The organism is Saccharopolyspora sp. ID03-671, assembly GCF_045278815.1.
In the GTDB taxonomy this organism is placed as follows: domain Bacteria; phylum Actinomycetota; class Actinomycetes; order Mycobacteriales; family Pseudonocardiaceae; genus Saccharopolyspora; species Saccharopolyspora ipomoeae.
On the sequence record NZ_CP134054.1, the window covers coordinates 3,349,490 to 3,365,267 of the forward strand.

12 protein-coding genes are annotated in these 15,778 nt (G+C 70.3%); 6 read left to right on the forward strand and 6 right to left on the reverse strand.

What is annotated here, in order from left to right:
• Positions 1-70: 70 nt before the first annotated feature.
• The gene (locus REH65_RS15355) at positions 71-265 is read right to left on the reverse strand and encodes a hypothetical protein (protein ID WP_406692935.1); all 195 of its coding nucleotides are present in this window, start codon (positions 263-265) and stop codon (positions 71-73) included.
• Between the two features lie 270 nt (positions 266-535).
• Between REH65_RS15355 and REH65_RS15360 the strand changes: the two genes are divergently transcribed.
• On the forward strand, positions 536-2,788 hold the full coding sequence (locus REH65_RS15360; RefSeq protein WP_406692936.1) for a helicase-associated domain-containing protein: 2,253 nt from the start codon (positions 536-538) through the stop codon (positions 2,786-2,788).
• Between the two features lie 125 nt (positions 2,789-2,913).
• Here REH65_RS15360 and REH65_RS15365 read toward each other — a convergent pair whose 3' ends face one another.
• Genes REH65_RS15365 through REH65_RS15380 form a run of 4 tightly spaced genes read right to left on the reverse strand, consistent with a single transcriptional unit; the run spans position 2,914 to position 8,219 of the window.
• Positions 2,914-3,513 (reverse strand): GTP-binding protein, encoded by a 600-nt coding sequence (locus REH65_RS15365; protein ID WP_406692937.1) that lies wholly within the window; start codon positions 3,511-3,513, stop codon positions 2,914-2,916.
• Positions 3,494-4,381, reverse strand: a complete 888-nt coding sequence (locus REH65_RS15370; RefSeq protein WP_406692938.1) for a DUF742 domain-containing protein — start codon at positions 4,379-4,381, stop codon at positions 3,494-3,496. The genes REH65_RS15365 and REH65_RS15370 overlap by 20 nt, the downstream gene beginning before the upstream one ends.
• A 32-nt stretch (positions 4,382-4,413) precedes the next feature.
• Positions 4,414-4,821, reverse strand: coding sequence for a roadblock/LC7 domain-containing protein (locus tag REH65_RS15375; RefSeq protein ID WP_175548002.1), 408 nt, complete (start codon positions 4,819-4,821; stop codon positions 4,414-4,416).
• A 20-nt stretch (positions 4,822-4,841) separates the two neighbouring features.
• Positions 4,842-8,219: a nitrate- and nitrite sensing domain-containing protein gene (locus REH65_RS15380; RefSeq protein WP_406692939.1), complete on the reverse strand. Its 3,378-nt coding sequence runs from the start codon at positions 8,217-8,219 to the stop codon at positions 4,842-4,844.
• Positions 8,220-8,789: 570 nt separating this feature from the next.
• Between REH65_RS15380 and REH65_RS15385 the strand changes: the two genes are divergently transcribed.
• From REH65_RS15385 to REH65_RS15405, 5 genes are all read left to right on the forward strand, one after another.
• Positions 8,790-9,803, forward strand: coding sequence for an ABC transporter substrate-binding protein (locus REH65_RS15385; protein ID WP_406692940.1), 1,014 nt, complete (start codon positions 8,790-8,792; stop codon positions 9,801-9,803).
• A 562-nt stretch (positions 9,804-10,365) separates the two neighbouring features.
• Positions 10,366-11,379, forward strand: a complete 1,014-nt coding sequence (locus REH65_RS15390; RefSeq protein ID WP_281456964.1) for an ABC transporter substrate-binding protein — start codon at positions 10,366-10,368, stop codon at positions 11,377-11,379.
• A 7-nt stretch (positions 11,380-11,386) separates the two neighbouring features.
• Positions 11,387-12,154 (forward strand): ABC transporter permease, encoded by a 768-nt coding sequence (locus REH65_RS15395; protein WP_281456965.1) that lies wholly within the window; start codon positions 11,387-11,389, stop codon positions 12,152-12,154.
• 88 nt (positions 12,155-12,242) lie between these two features.
• Positions 12,243-13,049 (forward strand): ABC transporter permease, encoded by an 807-nt coding sequence (locus REH65_RS15400; RefSeq protein ID WP_281456966.1) that lies wholly within the window; start codon positions 12,243-12,245, stop codon positions 13,047-13,049.
• A 3-nt stretch (positions 13,050-13,052) separates the two neighbouring features.
• Positions 13,053-13,874, forward strand: a complete 822-nt coding sequence (locus tag REH65_RS15405) for an ABC transporter ATP-binding protein (RefSeq protein WP_406692941.1) — start codon at positions 13,053-13,055, stop codon at positions 13,872-13,874.
• A 254-nt stretch (positions 13,875-14,128) separates the two neighbouring features.
• Here REH65_RS15405 and mdlC read toward each other — a convergent pair whose 3' ends face one another.
• The gene (mdlC, locus tag REH65_RS15410) at positions 14,129-15,724 is read right to left on the reverse strand and encodes a benzoylformate decarboxylase (RefSeq protein WP_281456968.1); all 1,596 of its coding nucleotides are present in this window, start codon (positions 15,722-15,724) and stop codon (positions 14,129-14,131) included.
• Between the last annotated feature and the right edge of the window lie 54 nt (positions 15,725-15,778).

A 15,778-nucleotide genomic window follows, 5' to 3' on the forward strand; every position in this document is an offset into this window, starting at 1 on the left:
CTTGACAGGGCGCGTTCGGCGGGGGGACGAAACAGCCGAACCGGCGCGAAGCCGGTCCGGCCGCCGGGTGTCACTTGTTGATGACGGTGACCGGGTGCTCGTACGGGACCACGTCCTCGTTGAGCGGGAACGTCGTGTCCCCGAACGGCGACAGCGCGCCCTGCTTGTCGGCCACCAGCTCGCTGACCGCGTGGTCGCCCTGCGGCCAGCTCGGGTCGATGCGGTCCTTCTTCGTCTTGCCGGCCACGTCATTCCTCCTGCACATTCCGGCTACGGGTAATCCCAGTCTGCCGGATCGACGCGATCGAACTCACCCAAGGGTGGCCCAGCTCGCGCCGATCCTCCCCCGCCACTGCGCAGGGACAGGTCACCGCAGAACCCGGGGTGACCGGATTTCAATGGAACTCAGGGGTCCGATCTCAATGGAACCCGGCCCCCTGACTTCCATTGAAATCGTGAAACCTGCCGGTGGGCGGGTGGGGTGGTGAGGGCGAGTGCGGGGAGTCGGGGACGAGTCCTGGGTATCGTGGACGCGATGTCTCCAGTGGGAATGTGGCTCCGGGACCGCAGCGACGAGCAGCTCGTCGCGCTGCTGCGCGCGCGCCCGGATCTGGCGACGCCGCCGCCCGCCGACCTGTCCGTGCTGGGCTCCCGGGTCGCGCAGCGATCGTCGGTGGCGCGCGCCTGCGAGGAGCTGGACTCCTTCGCGCTGAGCGCGATGGAGGCGCTGGTGCTGCTCGACGCCGACCAGCAGCCCGCCTCCCTCGACGCGGTGGCGCAGCTGCTGGGTTCGGACGTCACCGTGCAGCGGGTCCGGCGGACCGTGACCGCGCTGCGCGACCTCGCCCTGGTGTGGGGTGACGACGAAGCGCTGGAGATCGCGGGCACGGCGCGCGAGGTGCTGCCGACGTTCCCCGGCGGCCTGGGCCGACCGGCCGACGACCTGACCGAGGTGACGGCGAAGGCCGCGCTGGCGGACCTGGACGAGGAGGAGCGGCGGCTGGTCGGCGCGCTCGCCGACGGCTCCCCCGTCGGCCGCACCAAGGACGCCTCCGCGCACGTCCCGCTGGAGAAGGCGGCCAACCCGATCCAGCGGCTGCTGGCCAAGGGCCTGCTGCTGCGCCGCGACACCGAGACCGTGGAGCTCCCCCGCCAGCTGGCGCTCGCCGTGCGCGGCGACCACCCGATGGGCCGGGTCGAGCCCGAGGAACCGGCCCCGGAGCTGACGCAGACCGATCGGGAGCGGGTGGACTCGACCGCGGGCGGCGCCGCGCTGGAGCTGCTGCGGCACGTCGAGGAGCTGCTGCACGCGTGGGAGGCCGACCCGCCGGACGTGCTGCGCTCGGGCGGTGTCGGCATCCGCGACGTGCGCCGGACCGCCAAGACCGTCGAGGTCGACGAGCAGCACATGTCGCTGCTGGTGGAGGTGGCCGTCGCCGCCGGTCTGCTGGACCGCACCGAGGACGCCGAGCCGCGCTGGCTGCCGACGATCTCCTCCGACACCTGGCTGGCCTCCCCCGTCGAGCAGCGCTGGGCGGCGCTGGCCGCCGCGTGGCTGGACCTGCCCCGGCTGCCGGGGCTGACCGGGGCCCGCGACGAGAAGGACCGGTTGATCGGGCCGCTGTCGGACGAGCTCAGCCGCCCGCTGGCGCCGAAGGACCGCCGCCGCGTCCTCGACTACCTCGACGAGCTGCCCGGCGGCTGCGGTGCCCGCCCGGACGACGTGGCCACCGTGCTGGCCTGGCGCGCGCCCCGGCACGCGGGCCGGCTGCGCGACGACCTGGTGCGCTGGACGCTGTCGGAGGCCACCGCGCTGGGGATCGTCGCGCTGGACGCGATGACCACCGCCGGTCGCGCGCTGCTGTTCGACGGCCCGGCCGAGGCCGCGCACCGGCTCGGCGAGGTGCTGCCGGAGCCGCTGGACCACGTGCTGGTGCAGGCGGACCTGACGATCGTCGCCCCGGGACGCCTGGAGCCCGACCTGGCGACGGAGATGAAGCTGGTCGCCGACGTGGAGTCGGCGGGCAGCGCCACCGTCTACCGGGTGAGCGAGGGCAGCGTCCGCCGCGCCCTGGACGCCGGGCACACCGCCGACGACCTGCACGCCCTGTTCCGGGACCGGTCCAAGACGCCCATCCCGCAGGGCCTGACCTACCTGATCGACGACGTCGCCCGCCGCCACGGCAAGCTCCGCGCCGGGACCGCGTCGGCCTTCCTGCGCTGCGACGATCCGGTGGTGCTGGCCGAGGTGCTGGCGACGCCGTCGGCGGAGGAGCTGGAGCTGCGGCGGATCGCGCCGACCGTGCTGATCAGCCCGCTCCCGCTGGCCGACCTGGTGGACGGGCTGCGGGCGGCCGGGTTCGCGCCGGTCGCGGAAGGACCCGACGGCACCGTGCTGGACCTGCGGGCGAGCGGTCGCCGCACCCGCGGCAAGACCCGGCAGCGCCCCGCCTACGGGCCGCCGGTGCCCGGCGCGGAGCAGCTGCAGGCGATGGTCACGCAGCTGCGCGCCAACGACATCGCGGGGTCGGCCCGCCTGGGCCGGGCCGTGATCCCGGAGCGCGGGCGCCCGAGCGCGGAGGCGACGCTGGCGCTGCTGCGCGACGCGGCGGCCGACGACCGCAGCGTGTGGCTGGGTTTCGTGGACACCCACGGGGTGCGCAGCCAGCACGTGGTGCGCCCGGTCAGCGTCGGCGGCGGGATCCTGCGGGGCGTCGACGCGGCGAACGACGAGCTCGGCAGCTTCCCGCTGCACCGCATCACGTCGGTAGCCCTCGTCGAGGACTGACCTGGCGCGGTACGGACCCCGGCTCAGAGCTGTGTGAAGGGCGGCGAAGCCGCTGCTCCAGGTGTGGGACTCAGCCCGCACCGCCGTGTTGTCTCCTCTGGGGGAACCTGTCAACAAGCCCCAGGTCAGGACTGGGTGGCCAGGCGCTGGCGCATCGCGTGCTGGACCAGCGTGATCAGGGCCGTCTTGGTCGATTCCCGGTCGCGGGCGTCGACCGTGATCATCGGGACGGTCTCCGCGATGGTCAGGGCCTCGCGGACGTCCTCCATGCGGTGGTGCGTGACCCCGTCGAAGGTGTTGACGGCGACGATGTAGGGCAGACCCCGGTCGTCGAAGAAGTCGATCGAGGCGAAAGCGTCCGCGAGCCGCCGGGTGTCGACCAGGACGACGGCGCCGATCGCGCCGCGCACCAGGTCGTCCCACATGAACCAGAACCGGTGCTGGCCGGGCGTGCCGAACAGGTACAGGATCAGGTCCTGGTCGAGCGAAACCCGGCCGAAGTCCATCGCGACGGTCGTGGTGACCTTGCCCGGCGTGGCCGTGAGGTCGTCGACGCCGACGCTGGCCTCGGTCATGACCGCTTCGGTGGTCAGCGGAACGATCTCCGAGACCGAACCGACGAACGTCGTCTTCCCGACACCGAAACCACCGGCGACCACGATCTTCGTCGAGGTCTTCTGGTTGCTCGGTTGCTGCGACCGGGGATCAGAGCCTGCGAAGCCCACTGAGCACCCTCTCCAAGAACTCCATGGACGGCCGATCACCGACGACCATGCCACTGTCATGAATCAGAACCAGCCCGGTGTCGGCCATGTCGCCGATCAGGACCCGCACCACGCCGAGCGGCAGCCGCATGTGCGCGGCGACCTCGGCGACCGAGCGGGCCTCCAGGCACAGCTCGGAGATCGAGCGGTGCTCGGGCCGGGATTGGGTCGCCTGGTTGCGACCTCGTTCGCTGGTGCTTACCAACGTCTCGATAGCAAGATCATAATCGGTGCGGGTGCGCCCCCGAGTGCGGGCGTACGGCCGAACGAGTGAACCGCCGCTGTCCTCGGCTTCCATCTCGTCCATCGCCGGGATCGCCGGCATCGAGCCGGAAATCGACGGCATGGACTGGGAAATCGGTGACATCGACTGCGAGATGGACGGCATCGACACCGACGGCGGACCACCGTCCGAGCGGGGACGCGGGGTCGGGGCGCCGCCCTGGGAACCCCAGTCCTGCGAACCCCAACCGTCCTGGGAGCCCCAGCTGTCCTGCGGCGCCCAGTTGCCCTGGGGTCCGCGAGGGTCCCGGGGCTGGCCGTCTTGGGAAGCCCGGCCGTCTTGGGAAGCCCGGCCGTCTTGGGAAGACTGGCCGTCGTAGGAAGCCTGGGCGCTCTGCCCGCCAGAGGAGTCGCCGTACCCGCCCGACCCGAACAGGTCGGCACCCGGTCCCCCGAACAGCGCGCGGTCGTACCCGCCGATGGCGTCGCCCCCCTGCCCGGAGGGCGCGTCGTCGACGAAGTCGTCCTGCCAGGACTCCGCGCTCAGCCGCTTGTTGTAGAGGCGGAACAGGTCACCGTCCCAGCTGGGTTCGGAACCGGCGTTCATGGTCAGCTCCCCTCAGCTCTCCCCAGCCGGAATCACCGGCGACCCATGCCCTGCAGCTGCGCGCGCAGTTCGGGCGTGAGCTGACGACCGACCCGCTCCACGAGCAGGGTCATCTCGTAGGCGACCAGGCCGATGTCGGCGTTGGGCGCTGCCAGCACGGCCAGGCACGACCCGTCGCTGATCGACATCAGGAACAGGTAGCCCTGCTCCATCTCGACGACGGTCTGGGTCACCTCGCCTGCTTCGAAGCAGCGCGCGGCGCCTTGGGTGAGGCTGACCAGACCGGACGCGACGGCGGAGAGCTGCTCGGCGCGGTCCCGCGGCAAGCCCTGGGAACCCGCCAGCAGCAGACCATCCGCGGACACGACCACCGAGTGCGCGACGCCGGGCACCCGGCGCACGAAGTCGGTGATCAGCCAACTGAAGCTGTTGCTGCTCATCGGTTGCTGCACGGACCCGTTCACTCCTGCTCCTCGGGACGGCTCGGATTCGAGCGGGGAAGTTCGGTGGAAACCGGTTCGGACTTGGCGTGCCTGCCCTTGTGGACGCCCTGCTGGAAGTTCGCCATGCGTCCGCGAACGGCGTCAGCCGAACGCGGGGCGGCGGGCTTGCGGCGAGGGGTCTGCGGGGTGCGGGGCGCTGCCGAGCCGGGCACGAGGTTGGTCTTGGGCACCCGCTTGGGAAGTCCGGCCGCGGTCGTCTCCTGGACCTCGGGGGTCTGCAGGAGGGCCTCGGCGGCTTTCCAACCGACATCCGCTTGTCCCCAGCCCGGGTCGGGCGTGGTGGTGCGCGGAACTTCGTCGACCACCGGCTCCGACGCGGGGCTCGACGGGGTCGAGGGCGCGGCGGCTGCCGGATCGGCGGGCTTGGGGTCGGCAGCGGCGGTCGAGTCCTCCACATCGGACTCGCGGAACCACTGCGAGAGCACGGCTTCGTAGATCGGCAGGCGTTGGGTAGGCGCATCGTCCATGTCCCAGGACTCCCTCGGCTCGTCGTCGGCGTAAGCCGTCGACCCGCCGTCGAAGCCCGGGGTGTCCGGACCGGAAGTGCCTCGCACGGATGCGTTCTCGGACTCCCAGGACTCCGACGCCGGCTCCGGCCGGCTTTCGTTTCCTGGGGCGCCCTCGTGACCGCCGCCGAAGGCCGCGCCGATTCCACCGCCGTTCAGGCTGCTTCCGCTCAGGGAGCCGCCGTTGAGCGAGCCGCTGTCGTGCTCGCTCCCGTTCAGGCCACCACCGCTGAAGCCGTTGCGGTCCTCATCGGAGCCGAAGGGCTGCGACGGGGCGAAGTTCTTGGTCTTCTCCGCCTCGAACGGGCTGTGGAACAGGTCGGTCGACGAGGTCTCCGACGGTGCACCGCACTGCCCGTCGAAGCCCGGGTCGATGTCCGGCCAGGCTTCCGCCCCGACACCGTCGTCGTGGGGCGCCCGGTCGTCATCCTCCCATCGGGGGACGCTCGTTGCGCCGAACGAATCGCCGGTGGACGTCGTGATGGAGTACTGCGGCGGCTCGGCGCCGAAGTCGTCGTCCTGGTCCTGGAACTCGTGGCCGTTGACGTCGTGGCCGTTGAAGCCCTGGCCGTTGAACGAGGCGATGCCCGGCATGGAGCTGTCGGAGTCGCGAGCCGCCTGGTTCATCGAGGTGAACGAGGTCGGCGGCTCGGAACCGCTCAGGCTGGGCAGCTCGGCCCGGGTGGTCGGCGCGTCGAGGCCCGGCTGCTGGCCGTTGGTGGCGGCGCGACCGCCGAACGCGGCGGCCAGGCCCAGCTGGGTGCCGGTCTCGCCGGGCCCGCGCTCCTCCGGCTGCGGGGTGCGCGGCATGTCGGGCATCGGCACCGGGCCGTCCGGGGTGAGCTGGACGACGAGGTCGCCGGACAGGCGCACGGTCGCGGTGACGCCACCCTCCAGGCCCTCGTTGTTGCCGAGCTCGACCTCGATGTTGTGCCTGCGGGCCAGCTGACCGACCACGAACAGACCCATCCGGCGGGAGACCGCGACGTCGATCTCCGGCGGCCGCACGAGCCGCTCGTTGATCTCGTCGATCTCGCCGGCGTCGATGCCCACGCCGCGGTCGCGGATCTCGATGACCAGCTGCTGGCGGCGGTAGGCGGTGCGGACGGTGACCTCGGTGTCGGGGTTGGAGAACACCGTGGCGTTCTCCAGCAGCTCGGCGACCAGGTGCACGAAGTCGTTGACCACGCGGCCCTGCAGGGCCAGCTCGGGGGCGTCGACCACTGCGACCCGGGCGTACTGCTCGACCTCGGAGACGGCGGCGCCGAGGACCTCGGTGAGCGGGACCGGGCGCATGGTGCGCCGGGTGAGGTCGGTGCCGCCGAGGATCAGCAGGTTCTCGTTGTTCCGCCGCATGCGGGTGGCCAGGTGGTCCAGCTCGAAGAGGCTGGACAGCTGGTCCGGGTCCTGCTCGTCCTGCTCCAGGCGGTCGATGAGCGCCAGCTGGCGCTGCACCAGGGTCTGCGACCGGCGGGCGAGGTTGACGAACAGGTCGTTGACGTTGTTGCGCAGCATGGCCTGCTCGACGGCCAGTCGCAGCGCCTGCTGGTGCACCGCGTCGAAGGTGCGGGCGACCTGCCCGATCTCCTCGTCGGTGTAGACCGGCACGGTCGGGACCGTGGTCTGGTGCGAGGCGCCCGGGTTCTCGGTGACCCGGTTGATCGCGTCCGGCAGGCTCTTCTGCGCGATCTCCAGCGCGTTGTAGCGCAGCGTGCGCAGCGGCCGCAGCATCGAGCGGGCGATGAAGGTCGCGACGCCGAACGCGACGATCAGCAGCAGCGCCACCAGGGCGGAGTCGCGGATCAGCGTCCAGGTGGCCGAGTCGGCAAGCGCGGTGGCGTCGGAGTGCAGGTCTTCGAGGACGTCGGACTCGACCTCGCGGACGAGGTCGGTGCGCTGCCCGGACTCCTGCCCCCAGTCGGCCGGGGAGACGCCGAGGTTCTGGTTCTGCTGATCGTTGTCGTAGGCGATCAGCGAGCTCTGCTCCATCTGCTCGGTGCGGTCGATCGCCGCACCGGCGACCCGCTCGGCGAACAGGGCGCGCTGCTCCTGAGTGGCCGCGGACTCGAACTCGCCGAAGGCGGCCTCGTAGCGGGCGTTGGCGGCGCGCATCTCGTCGGGCTGACCGGTCAGGAACTCATCGCGCAGCGCGGCGCTGAGCAGGATGGAGCGCTGCCGCGCGAGCTGCTCCTTGGCCTGGCCGAGGGAGTCGGCGGCGCGAGCGGTCTGCGCGGTGTCGGTGTTGGCCGCGGAGTTGGCGACCTGGTTGTTGATGGTCAGCAGCGTGTCGATCACCGAGTTGTAGGCGATCATCGTCTGCGGGCTGGTGAAGCCGCTGTTGACGGTGCCGCGCAGCGCTCCGAGGCTGCCGAGCCGGTGCTCGGCGCTCTGGAAGGCGAAGCGGACCTCGGGGGTGAAGCCCCCGACCTGCGAGTCGAACGCCATCACCTGCTGGACGGCGGTGTCGACCCGCTTGCTCTGGTTCGCGTAGTCGGTGCCCGCGCTGCCGCCGTTGGCGGTGGTGAGCACGATCGCGAAGTCCCGCTCGCGCTGCAGCTCGTGGGTGAGGTTGGAGGTCTGCTGCGCCAACTCGACCTGGTCGACGATGGTCTGCATCTGCGACTGGCTGCTGAGGCCGTCGTAGATGCGCACGCCACCGACGCCGAGCGCGGCCAGGGTCGGCACGAGCAGGACGGCGGCCATCTTGTACCGGAGGCGCCAGTTGCGCAGCCACCACTTCTTGGTCCGGGCGGCAGCCGGATCGGCTGCACCGGCTGCGGTCGCGGGGTCGTTGTTGAGCATCCCTGTTTCCTGCGCTGCGGCGGACATGTGCGGAACCGCCACGGCTAGCTGCCCTCTCTGGCCGTGACGGTGGAGATCATCGTGCTGGGAATGTGCCCGCGAACCGACGCTGCCGCATCGGGTACCCACGAGCGGGTCCACGTCACCTCGGCGATCGAGTTTCCGCAGACCCCGACTCTGTCAGCCGGGCTTGCCATCACACTCCCTGGTCACAACGTGCATTCCCCCGAAGCAGAGGCCGGTCACCTCGACGGGCGAGACTATACTTAACCCGGCGTCACAAGTCAGGCCCCCAATACGGGTGTCCATCACTCTTAAGAGTGCCGTGGATAACAGCTGGGCCAAACGTGTGACCCATAGTTAGTTACGCCTGGTTGTAACCCGATAGTTCAAACCTTTACAGTCCTTTTTGCGCCCCACCCGTCACGGCAGTCGGGTTCGCGCCCGGCCCGCACCGGCGCGCTCCATCGAACGCCGTGGCCAAGTCCACAGTGCACAGACGCACCTGCGGGACCCTGATCGGGGTTGTCCGCGCCCGACCGGCGGGGAGTTCTCGCCGGTGGCGCGCCATGTCGTGCGTTTCGCAAGGAGGACTCGATGACCCTGGCCAGTCGCGCTATGTCGCGGAGAGGTCTGCTCAAACTCGCCGGTGGCACCGCCACCGCGGGCGCGCTGATGGGTGCCAGCGGCTGCGGCCTGCTCGGCGGCTCGGAATCGGCGGGCGGCGGCGACGGCCAGATCGAGAAGCCGAACCTCAAGGTCGGCGCCATGCCGGTCACCGACCTCGCCCCGCTGCACCTGGCCGTGCGCAACGGCATCTTCCAGCAGGAGGGCCTCAACGTCGAGATCGTCACGACCTCGGACGGCAGCGCGGCGCTGACCAGCACCATCGGCGGCGACTACGACATCACCTACGCCAGCTACGTGCCCTTCTTCGCCGCTCAGGCGCGGGGCGTGGCCGACCTCAAGATCGTGGCCGACTGCGGTGCGGGCGCGCCGAACACGACCACGATCATGACCTCGCCGAACTCCCGGGTGCGCACGCCGCAGGACCTGGCGGGCAAGACGATCGCCATCTCGGGTCCGCGGACCATCTCGGAACTGCTGGTCAAGGCCACCATGCGGGCCTACGGCGTGGACTTCTCGAAGTCCGAGTTCACCGCCATCCCGTTCATCAACATGCCGGCCGCGCTGCAGCAGAGCCGGGTGGACGCCGCGATCCTGACCGAGCCGTTCCTGACCCAGGCCGCGCGCAGCAGCGGAGCCGTCCCGGTGGCCGACACCAACACCGGCCCGCTGGAGGACCTGCCGCTGACCGGCTACGGCGCGACCGCCAAGTTCGTGCAGGACAACCCCAAGACGGTGGCCGCCTTCCAGCGCGCGATGGACCGGGCCGTGGCCGAGTCGCAGGACCGCTCCAAGATCGAGCCGCTGCTGCCGGAGTTCGCCAAGATCGACAAGGAAACGGCCGCGATCATCTCGCTGCTGAAGTTCAACTCGCGCGCCGACGCCACGCGCCTGCAGCGGGTTCCGCGCCTGATGAAGGACTTCGGCTTCCTGGACAAGGACATCGACGTCGCCAAGATGATCGTGCCGCCGGCCCAGGCCTGACCTGCCGCGCGGGCTGATCTCAGACGCAGGGCTGAACGCCGGGCCTCCTTCGGGATGAGCCCGGCGTTCGTCTTCCTCCGTCGAAAATCCGGTCCAGACCGGTTTCCGGGCTCTGAAGTTGTCCGGAACCCGCCACGGATTCCCACCGAGCCGCAGACGTTTCGTCCGCTTCGAGACGTCTGCGGCTTTCGTTTGCAACATCCGTGTATTTCCCGTTTTTGAACACAACCTCACCCGTTCGCGATGTGGAGGACACCCTTCGTGTTATTTGCTCTCGCGAACGAGTGATGAGAGACACACCTTCGACTACTCGTCACAACGAGGCAATTACGTCTTGTTGTTCCCCCCTGGTCAGGTATCTAGAGTTCTGCACGCACCGATGCAGCCGGTGACCTGGAGAACGCGGGACGTGCCCGAAACGGGGGACGCCCTCGTCCCGCGAGCGCCGCCACCCGCAGCGCACGCGCACCCGCCTCCCGGCCGCAGCGGCCTCGGTCCACGCAAGTCGCTCCAGCCGCCAGGCCCGCCCCGGGCCACACCCCGCCACGCCAGGAGGAAAACGATGCGTCCCACCCACCGCCCGCTCGGCCGCCGAGACCTGTTGAAGATCGCCGGTGGTGCGGTCACCGCGGGAGCGCTGATGGGATCCAGCGGTTGCGGGCTCCTCGGCGGCGCTGAGCAGCAGTCCTCCGGCAACGCCCAGGTGGAGAAGTCGCGGCTGCGCGTCGGCGCGCTGCCCACCGCCGAGCTCGCCCCGCTGTACCTGGCCGTGGAAGCCGGCCACTTCCAGCGCGAGGGCCTCCAGGTCGAGATCGTCTCCGCCCCCGACGGCGGCGCCGCGCTCAACAGCGCCATCGGCGGCGACCTGGACATCACCTTCTCCAGCTACGTGCCGATCTTCGCCGCGCAGGCCAAGGGCGTGGCCAACCTCAAGATCGTCGCCGACTGCATGTCCGCGGTGCCCAACAGCTGCCTGATCATGTCCGGGCCGAACTCCAACGTGCGCACTCCGCAGGACCTGGCGGGCAAGCGGATCGCCATCTCCGGTGCGGGCACCATCTCCGAGCTGCTGGTCAAGGCATCGATGAAGGCCAACAACGTGCCCTCCGACAAGGTGCAGATGGTGCCGCTGGGCTTCATGAACATGCCCAACGCGCTCAAGACCGGCCAGGTCGACGCCGCGATGGTCGTCGAGCCCTTCCTGACCCTGGCCGCCCGCGACGCGGACGCCGTCCCGGTCCTCGACACCACCACCGGGCCGCTGGAGGACCTGCCGCTGGGCGGCTACGTGTCCAACTCCCAGTTCGCCGAGCAGAACCCGAAGACCGTCGCGGCGTTCCAGCGCGCGATGACCGCGTCGGTGGCCGAGGCGCAGGACCGGGCCAAGATCGAGCCGCTGCTGCCCAAGTTCGCCAAAATCGACAAGGAAACTGCGTCCATCATCACATTGCTGAAATTGAACGCGCGCGCAGACGCCACCCGCTTGCAGCGCGTTCCCCGATTGATGCTGGAATTCGGTTACATCAACAAGGACGTCGACGTGGCGAGCATGATCATCCAGCCGCCGCAGAGCTGATCGGGACATGACCAGAACAATCCGGGGTCTGCTCGGACTGCTGGGATTCCTGCTGTTGTGGGAAGCCTTCAGCAGGTCCGGGCTCGTCGACCCGCAGTACTTCCCACCGCCCTCGGTGGTGCTGACCAGGTTCGTCGAGCTGCTCGGCGACTCCTCCTTCCTGCTCGACCTGATCGCGAGCGTGCTGGCCTGGGCCATCGCGCTGGGCATCTCGATCGCCATCGCGGTCCCCGCGGGTCTGCTGCTGGGCAGCGTCCGCGGCATCCGGGTGGCCACCCGCGCGATCATCGAGTTCCTCCGGCCGATCCCCTCGGTGGCGCTGATCCCGCTGGCCATCGTGCTGGTCGGCTCCGGACCGGAGACCAAGATCGCGCTCGCGGTGTACGCGGCGGTGTGGCCGATCCTGTTCAACACGATCTACGCGTTGGACGAGGTCGACCCGGTGATGGTGGACACCGCGCGGTCCTTCGGCTTCGGCCGGGTCCGCACGATGTTCACCGTGCTGCTGCCCAACGCCGCGCCGTTCGTGCTCACCGGCATCCGGATGTCGGCCTCGGTCGCGCTGATCCTGGTGGTCAGCACGGAGTTCCTGGCAGGCGGCGGTTCCGGCCTGGGCAGCTTCGTGCTGGACGCCTCCACCGGCGCGGGCCGGATGGACCTGGTGCTGGCCGGGACGATCGTCGCGGGCATCGTCGGCTACCTCATCAACGAGGCGCTGGAGACGGTGCACAAGCGCGGCCTGGCGTGGAGCGCGGTCGATCGGGAGGCAGTGTGACGGGCCACCACTTTCCCGGCTTTCCCCATTCCCCGGGAATTGACATCGCGAATTCACTGGAATTCAACGCGCGGTTGCGAGGTGCGCAATGAAGAAGACGCGTGGATTTCTCCGCCAGTGGCTCGTGTTCATCGTCGCCGTGCTGCTGTGGGAATTGGTGACCCAGCTCGCGCAGCACCCGTTCTTCCCGTCGCCGAGCAAGATCCTCGCCACGGCCGGGCAGAAGTGGTTCTCCGGACCACCGCAGTCGCTGTTCCTGACCACCGAGGCCACCGGCGACCTGCTGGCCAGCCTCGGCCGGGTCGCGCTGGGCTGGGTGCTGGCCGCGGTCATCGGCGTCGCCCTGGGCACGCTGCTGGGCCGGTCCCGCACGCTGCTGGACTACGTCGGGCCGCTGATGGCGTTCATGCGCGCCATCCCGTCCCCGGTGCTGGTGCCGGTGTTCATCGTGCTGCTGGGCATCGGCTCGTCGATGCAGATCACCGTGATCGTGTTCAGCGTCGTGTGGCCGATCCTGCTCAACACCGTCGACGGCGTCCGCTCGGTCGACCAGGTCAAGGTGGACACCGCGCGGTCCTTCCGGATCCCGCGCGGTCAGTGGATCACCGGCGTGGTGCTGCCCGCCGCCACGCCCAAGATCTTCGCCGGACTGCGGGTTAGCCTGTCGTTGTCGCTGGTGCTGATGGTCGTCTCGGAGCTGGTGGGCTCCACCAACGGCATCGGCTACCGGTTGATGTTCGACCAGCGGCAGTTCGACTTCCCGGCGATGTGGGCGGGAATCGTCCTGCTGGGCGTCCTCGGATACGTACTGAACACCCTGCTGCTCGTGGTGGAACGCCGTGCGCTGAGCTGGCAGCCCTCGCAGGCGTCGGCGGACCAAGTTGTCGGAGGCTGACCAATGACCCGAACGAACACGATGCTGGAAGTCTCCGGACTCGGTCACCGCTACGGCGGGGAGAACGGGCACCAGGCCATCGCCGACCTCACCTTCGAGGTCCGCACCGGTGAGCTGGCGTGCATCGTCGGCCCGTCCGGCTGCGGCAAGTCGACCATGCTGCGAGGCATCTCCGGCCTGATCAAGCCGACCACCGGCGACGTGAGCCTGCACGGCGAGCCGGTCGACGGCGTGCCCAGCGACCTGGCCGTGGTCTTCCAGGACTACAGCCGCTCGCTGTTCCCGTGGAAGTCGGTGCGCGCCAACGTCGAGTTCCCGCTGCAGGCCCGCGGTGTCAGCCGCGCCGAGCGGCGGGAGCGCGCCGACGAGGTGCTGGAGTGGGTCGGCCTGTCGGGTGCGGCGAAGAAGTACCCGTGGCAGCTCTCCGGCGGCATGCAGCAGCGGGTGTCGATCGCCCGCGCCCTGGCCTGCCGGCCGGCGCTGCTGCTGATGGACGAGCCGTTCGCGTCGGTCGACGCGCAGACCCGCTTCGAGCTGGAGGACCTGCTGCTGCGGGTCCGCAAGCAGTTCGACAGCACGGTCCTGCTGGTCACCCACGACATCGACGAGAGCATCTACCTCGCCGACCGGGTGTTCGTGCTGTCGAAGTCCCCGGCGACGATCGTCAAGGACCTGGAGATCCCGCTCGGCGGCGAGCGCGACCAGATCACCACCCGCGAGTCGGAGACGTTCGTGCACCTGCGCAGCGAGGTGGCCCGCCTCCTCGACGTCAAGAGCGCGGGCCCGGCCCCGGCCTCGTCCGCGGAGACCACTCAGGTCATGTGACGCAACGAAAGAAGGGCGGTCCCGGTTGCTCCGGGACCGCCCTTCTTCCATGTCAACCTCGGTGCAAGCGGCGGAGCCGCGAGGTGCGGAGCCCGCTCTCGCAGCCGGCACCGCCGCGGGTTCTCAGACGTCGTCTGGCGAGTACGCCGCGACGCCGTGTGTGGCATGCAAAAGGAGTGGCGCACGGAGTCCAGGCGGCGTCTGAGGTTCCGCTACCCGCACCGCCACGCAGAACGAGTGCCGAATTGTGGGTGTCAGTACAGGAAGCGCTGGCCCGGGTCGACCTTGACGTGCAGCAGGCTCGGGCCCTGCTTGCCGGAGAACTCCTCCGGCAGCGCCTGGGCGAGCTCCTCCGGGGTCTGGATGAGCTTGGCCGGGCAGCCGAGGCTGGTGGCCAGTCCGACGAAGTCGATGCCGCCGAGTTCCACGCCCGGCAGCTTGCTGCCGCCCGCGGCCTCGCCCAGCACCGCCACCGCCGCGTAGCGCGAGTTGTCCATGATCACGAAGGTGACCGGGGCCTGCTCGCGCACCGCCGTCCACAGCGACTGGATGCCGTACATGCTGGAGCCGTCGCCCAGCAGCGCCACCGTGCGCCGGGCCGGGTCGGCCATGCCGACGCCGACCGCCGCGCCCACGCCGTAGCCCAGGGCGCCCGAGAAGCCGGTGAAGAACCCGCCGTCGGTGGAGCGCACCGGGAAGTACTCGTGCAGGTCGTTGCGGTGGCTCGGGGTCTCCTCCACGACCGCCGCGTCGGCGGGCAGCTGCTCGACGAGCGCGTCGAAGACGTAGGAGGCGGTCATCGGCGTGGTCGCGGCGGGCTTCTCCGGCCGCGGCATCGTCGCGGGCGCCTGCCGCTCCAGATCCTCCAGCTGCGCGTTGACCTGCGGGACCGCGTGCGCCATCGTGCCCATCACGCCGCGCCCGGAGCGGGCGCGCGCCAGCACGTCGGCGTCGTCGTGGACCAGGAACAGCTCCGGCAGCGCGACCTCGGCCTCGCCCCGGTAGACGTGGTAGGTGAACGCGGGCGCGCCCCACACCACGACCAGGTCGTAGCTCCCGAGCTCCTGGCTGAGCAGCCGCTGCTCGGGCTGCAGGAACCCGGCGAAGCACGGGTGGTCCTCCGGGAAGGAGCAGCGCGGCGACATCGGCGGCGCGTACACCGACGCCTTGGTCTTCTCCGCCAGCCGCACCATCTCGTCCACCACGCCGTCGGCGTCGACGGCGGGGCCCGCGACGAACGCGGGCCGCTCGCAGCGCCGCAGCGCCTCGGCGAGCTCGGTGATCGCCGTCGGGTCCGGCGCGAACCCGGGCGTGCGCGGGCGGGCCGCGACCTCGACGCCCGGCTCGTCCCAGTCGTCGGCGGGGATCGACAGGAACACCGGGCCGTGGGGCGGGGTGGTGGCCATCTGGTAGGCGCGCACCAGCGCGGCCGGGACGTCCGCGGCGCGAGCGGGCTCGTAGCTCCACTTCACGTACGGCTTCGGGAAGTTCGGGGCCTCGGTGGCGCCCAGGAACGGCTCGCCGAACATCAGGCTGCGGGTCTGCTGACCAGCGGTGATGACCATCGGCGTGCGGTTCCGGTAGGCGGTGAACACCGCGCCCAGCGCGTGCCCGACGCCACCGGCCGAGTGCAGGTTGACCAGCACCGGCTCGCGGCGGGACTGGGAGTAGCCGTCGGCCATCGCGACCACCGCGGACTCCTGGAGCCCGAGCACGTAGTGGAAGTCGTCCGGCCAGCCGGTCAGGAAGGGGACCTCGGTCGTGCCCGGGTTGCCGAACACCGTGGTCAGCCCGAGCTCGCGCATCAACCCCCGGGTGATGTCGCGGACCGTGCGATCCTCGCTACCCATGTCCATCCCCTCCTCGCCGCGCTGGTCCCGACCCGTCGCGGCAGACCGAATTCG

Excerpts from the sequence above, each read along its gene's own strand:
- REH65_RS15375 (WP_175548002.1), bottom strand. The coding sequence starts at position 4,821 with ATGAGCAGCAACAGCTTCAGTTGGCTGATCACCGACTTCGTGCGCCGG.
- REH65_RS15380 (WP_406692939.1), bottom strand. The coding sequence starts at position 8,219 with ATGTCCGCCGCAGCGCAGGAAACAGGGATGCTCAACAACGACCCCGCG.
- REH65_RS15400 (WP_281456966.1), top strand. The coding sequence starts at position 12,243 with ATGAAGAAGACGCGTGGATTTCTCCGCCAGTGGCTCGTGTTCATCGTC.
- mdlC (WP_281456968.1), bottom strand. The coding sequence starts at position 15,724 with ATGGGTAGCGAGGATCGCACGGTCCGCGACATCACCCGGGGGTTGATG.
- REH65_RS15395 (WP_281456965.1), top strand. The coding sequence starts at position 11,387 with ATGACCAGAACAATCCGGGGTCTGCTCGGACTGCTGGGATTCCTGCTG.
- REH65_RS15405 (WP_406692941.1), top strand. The coding sequence starts at position 13,053 with ATGACCCGAACGAACACGATGCTGGAAGTCTCCGGACTCGGTCACCGC.
- REH65_RS15385 (WP_406692940.1), top strand. The coding sequence starts at position 8,790 with ATGACCCTGGCCAGTCGCGCTATGTCGCGGAGAGGTCTGCTCAAACTC.
- REH65_RS15355 (WP_406692935.1), bottom strand. The coding sequence starts at position 265 with ATGTGCAGGAGGAATGACGTGGCCGGCAAGACGAAGAAGGACCGCATC.
- REH65_RS15390 (WP_281456964.1), top strand. The coding sequence starts at position 10,366 with ATGCGTCCCACCCACCGCCCGCTCGGCCGCCGAGACCTGTTGAAGATC.
- REH65_RS15360 (WP_406692936.1), top strand. The coding sequence starts at position 536 with ATGTCTCCAGTGGGAATGTGGCTCCGGGACCGCAGCGACGAGCAGCTC.
- REH65_RS15370 (WP_406692938.1), bottom strand. The coding sequence starts at position 4,381 with ATGAACGCCGGTTCCGAACCCAGCTGGGACGGTGACCTGTTCCGCCTC.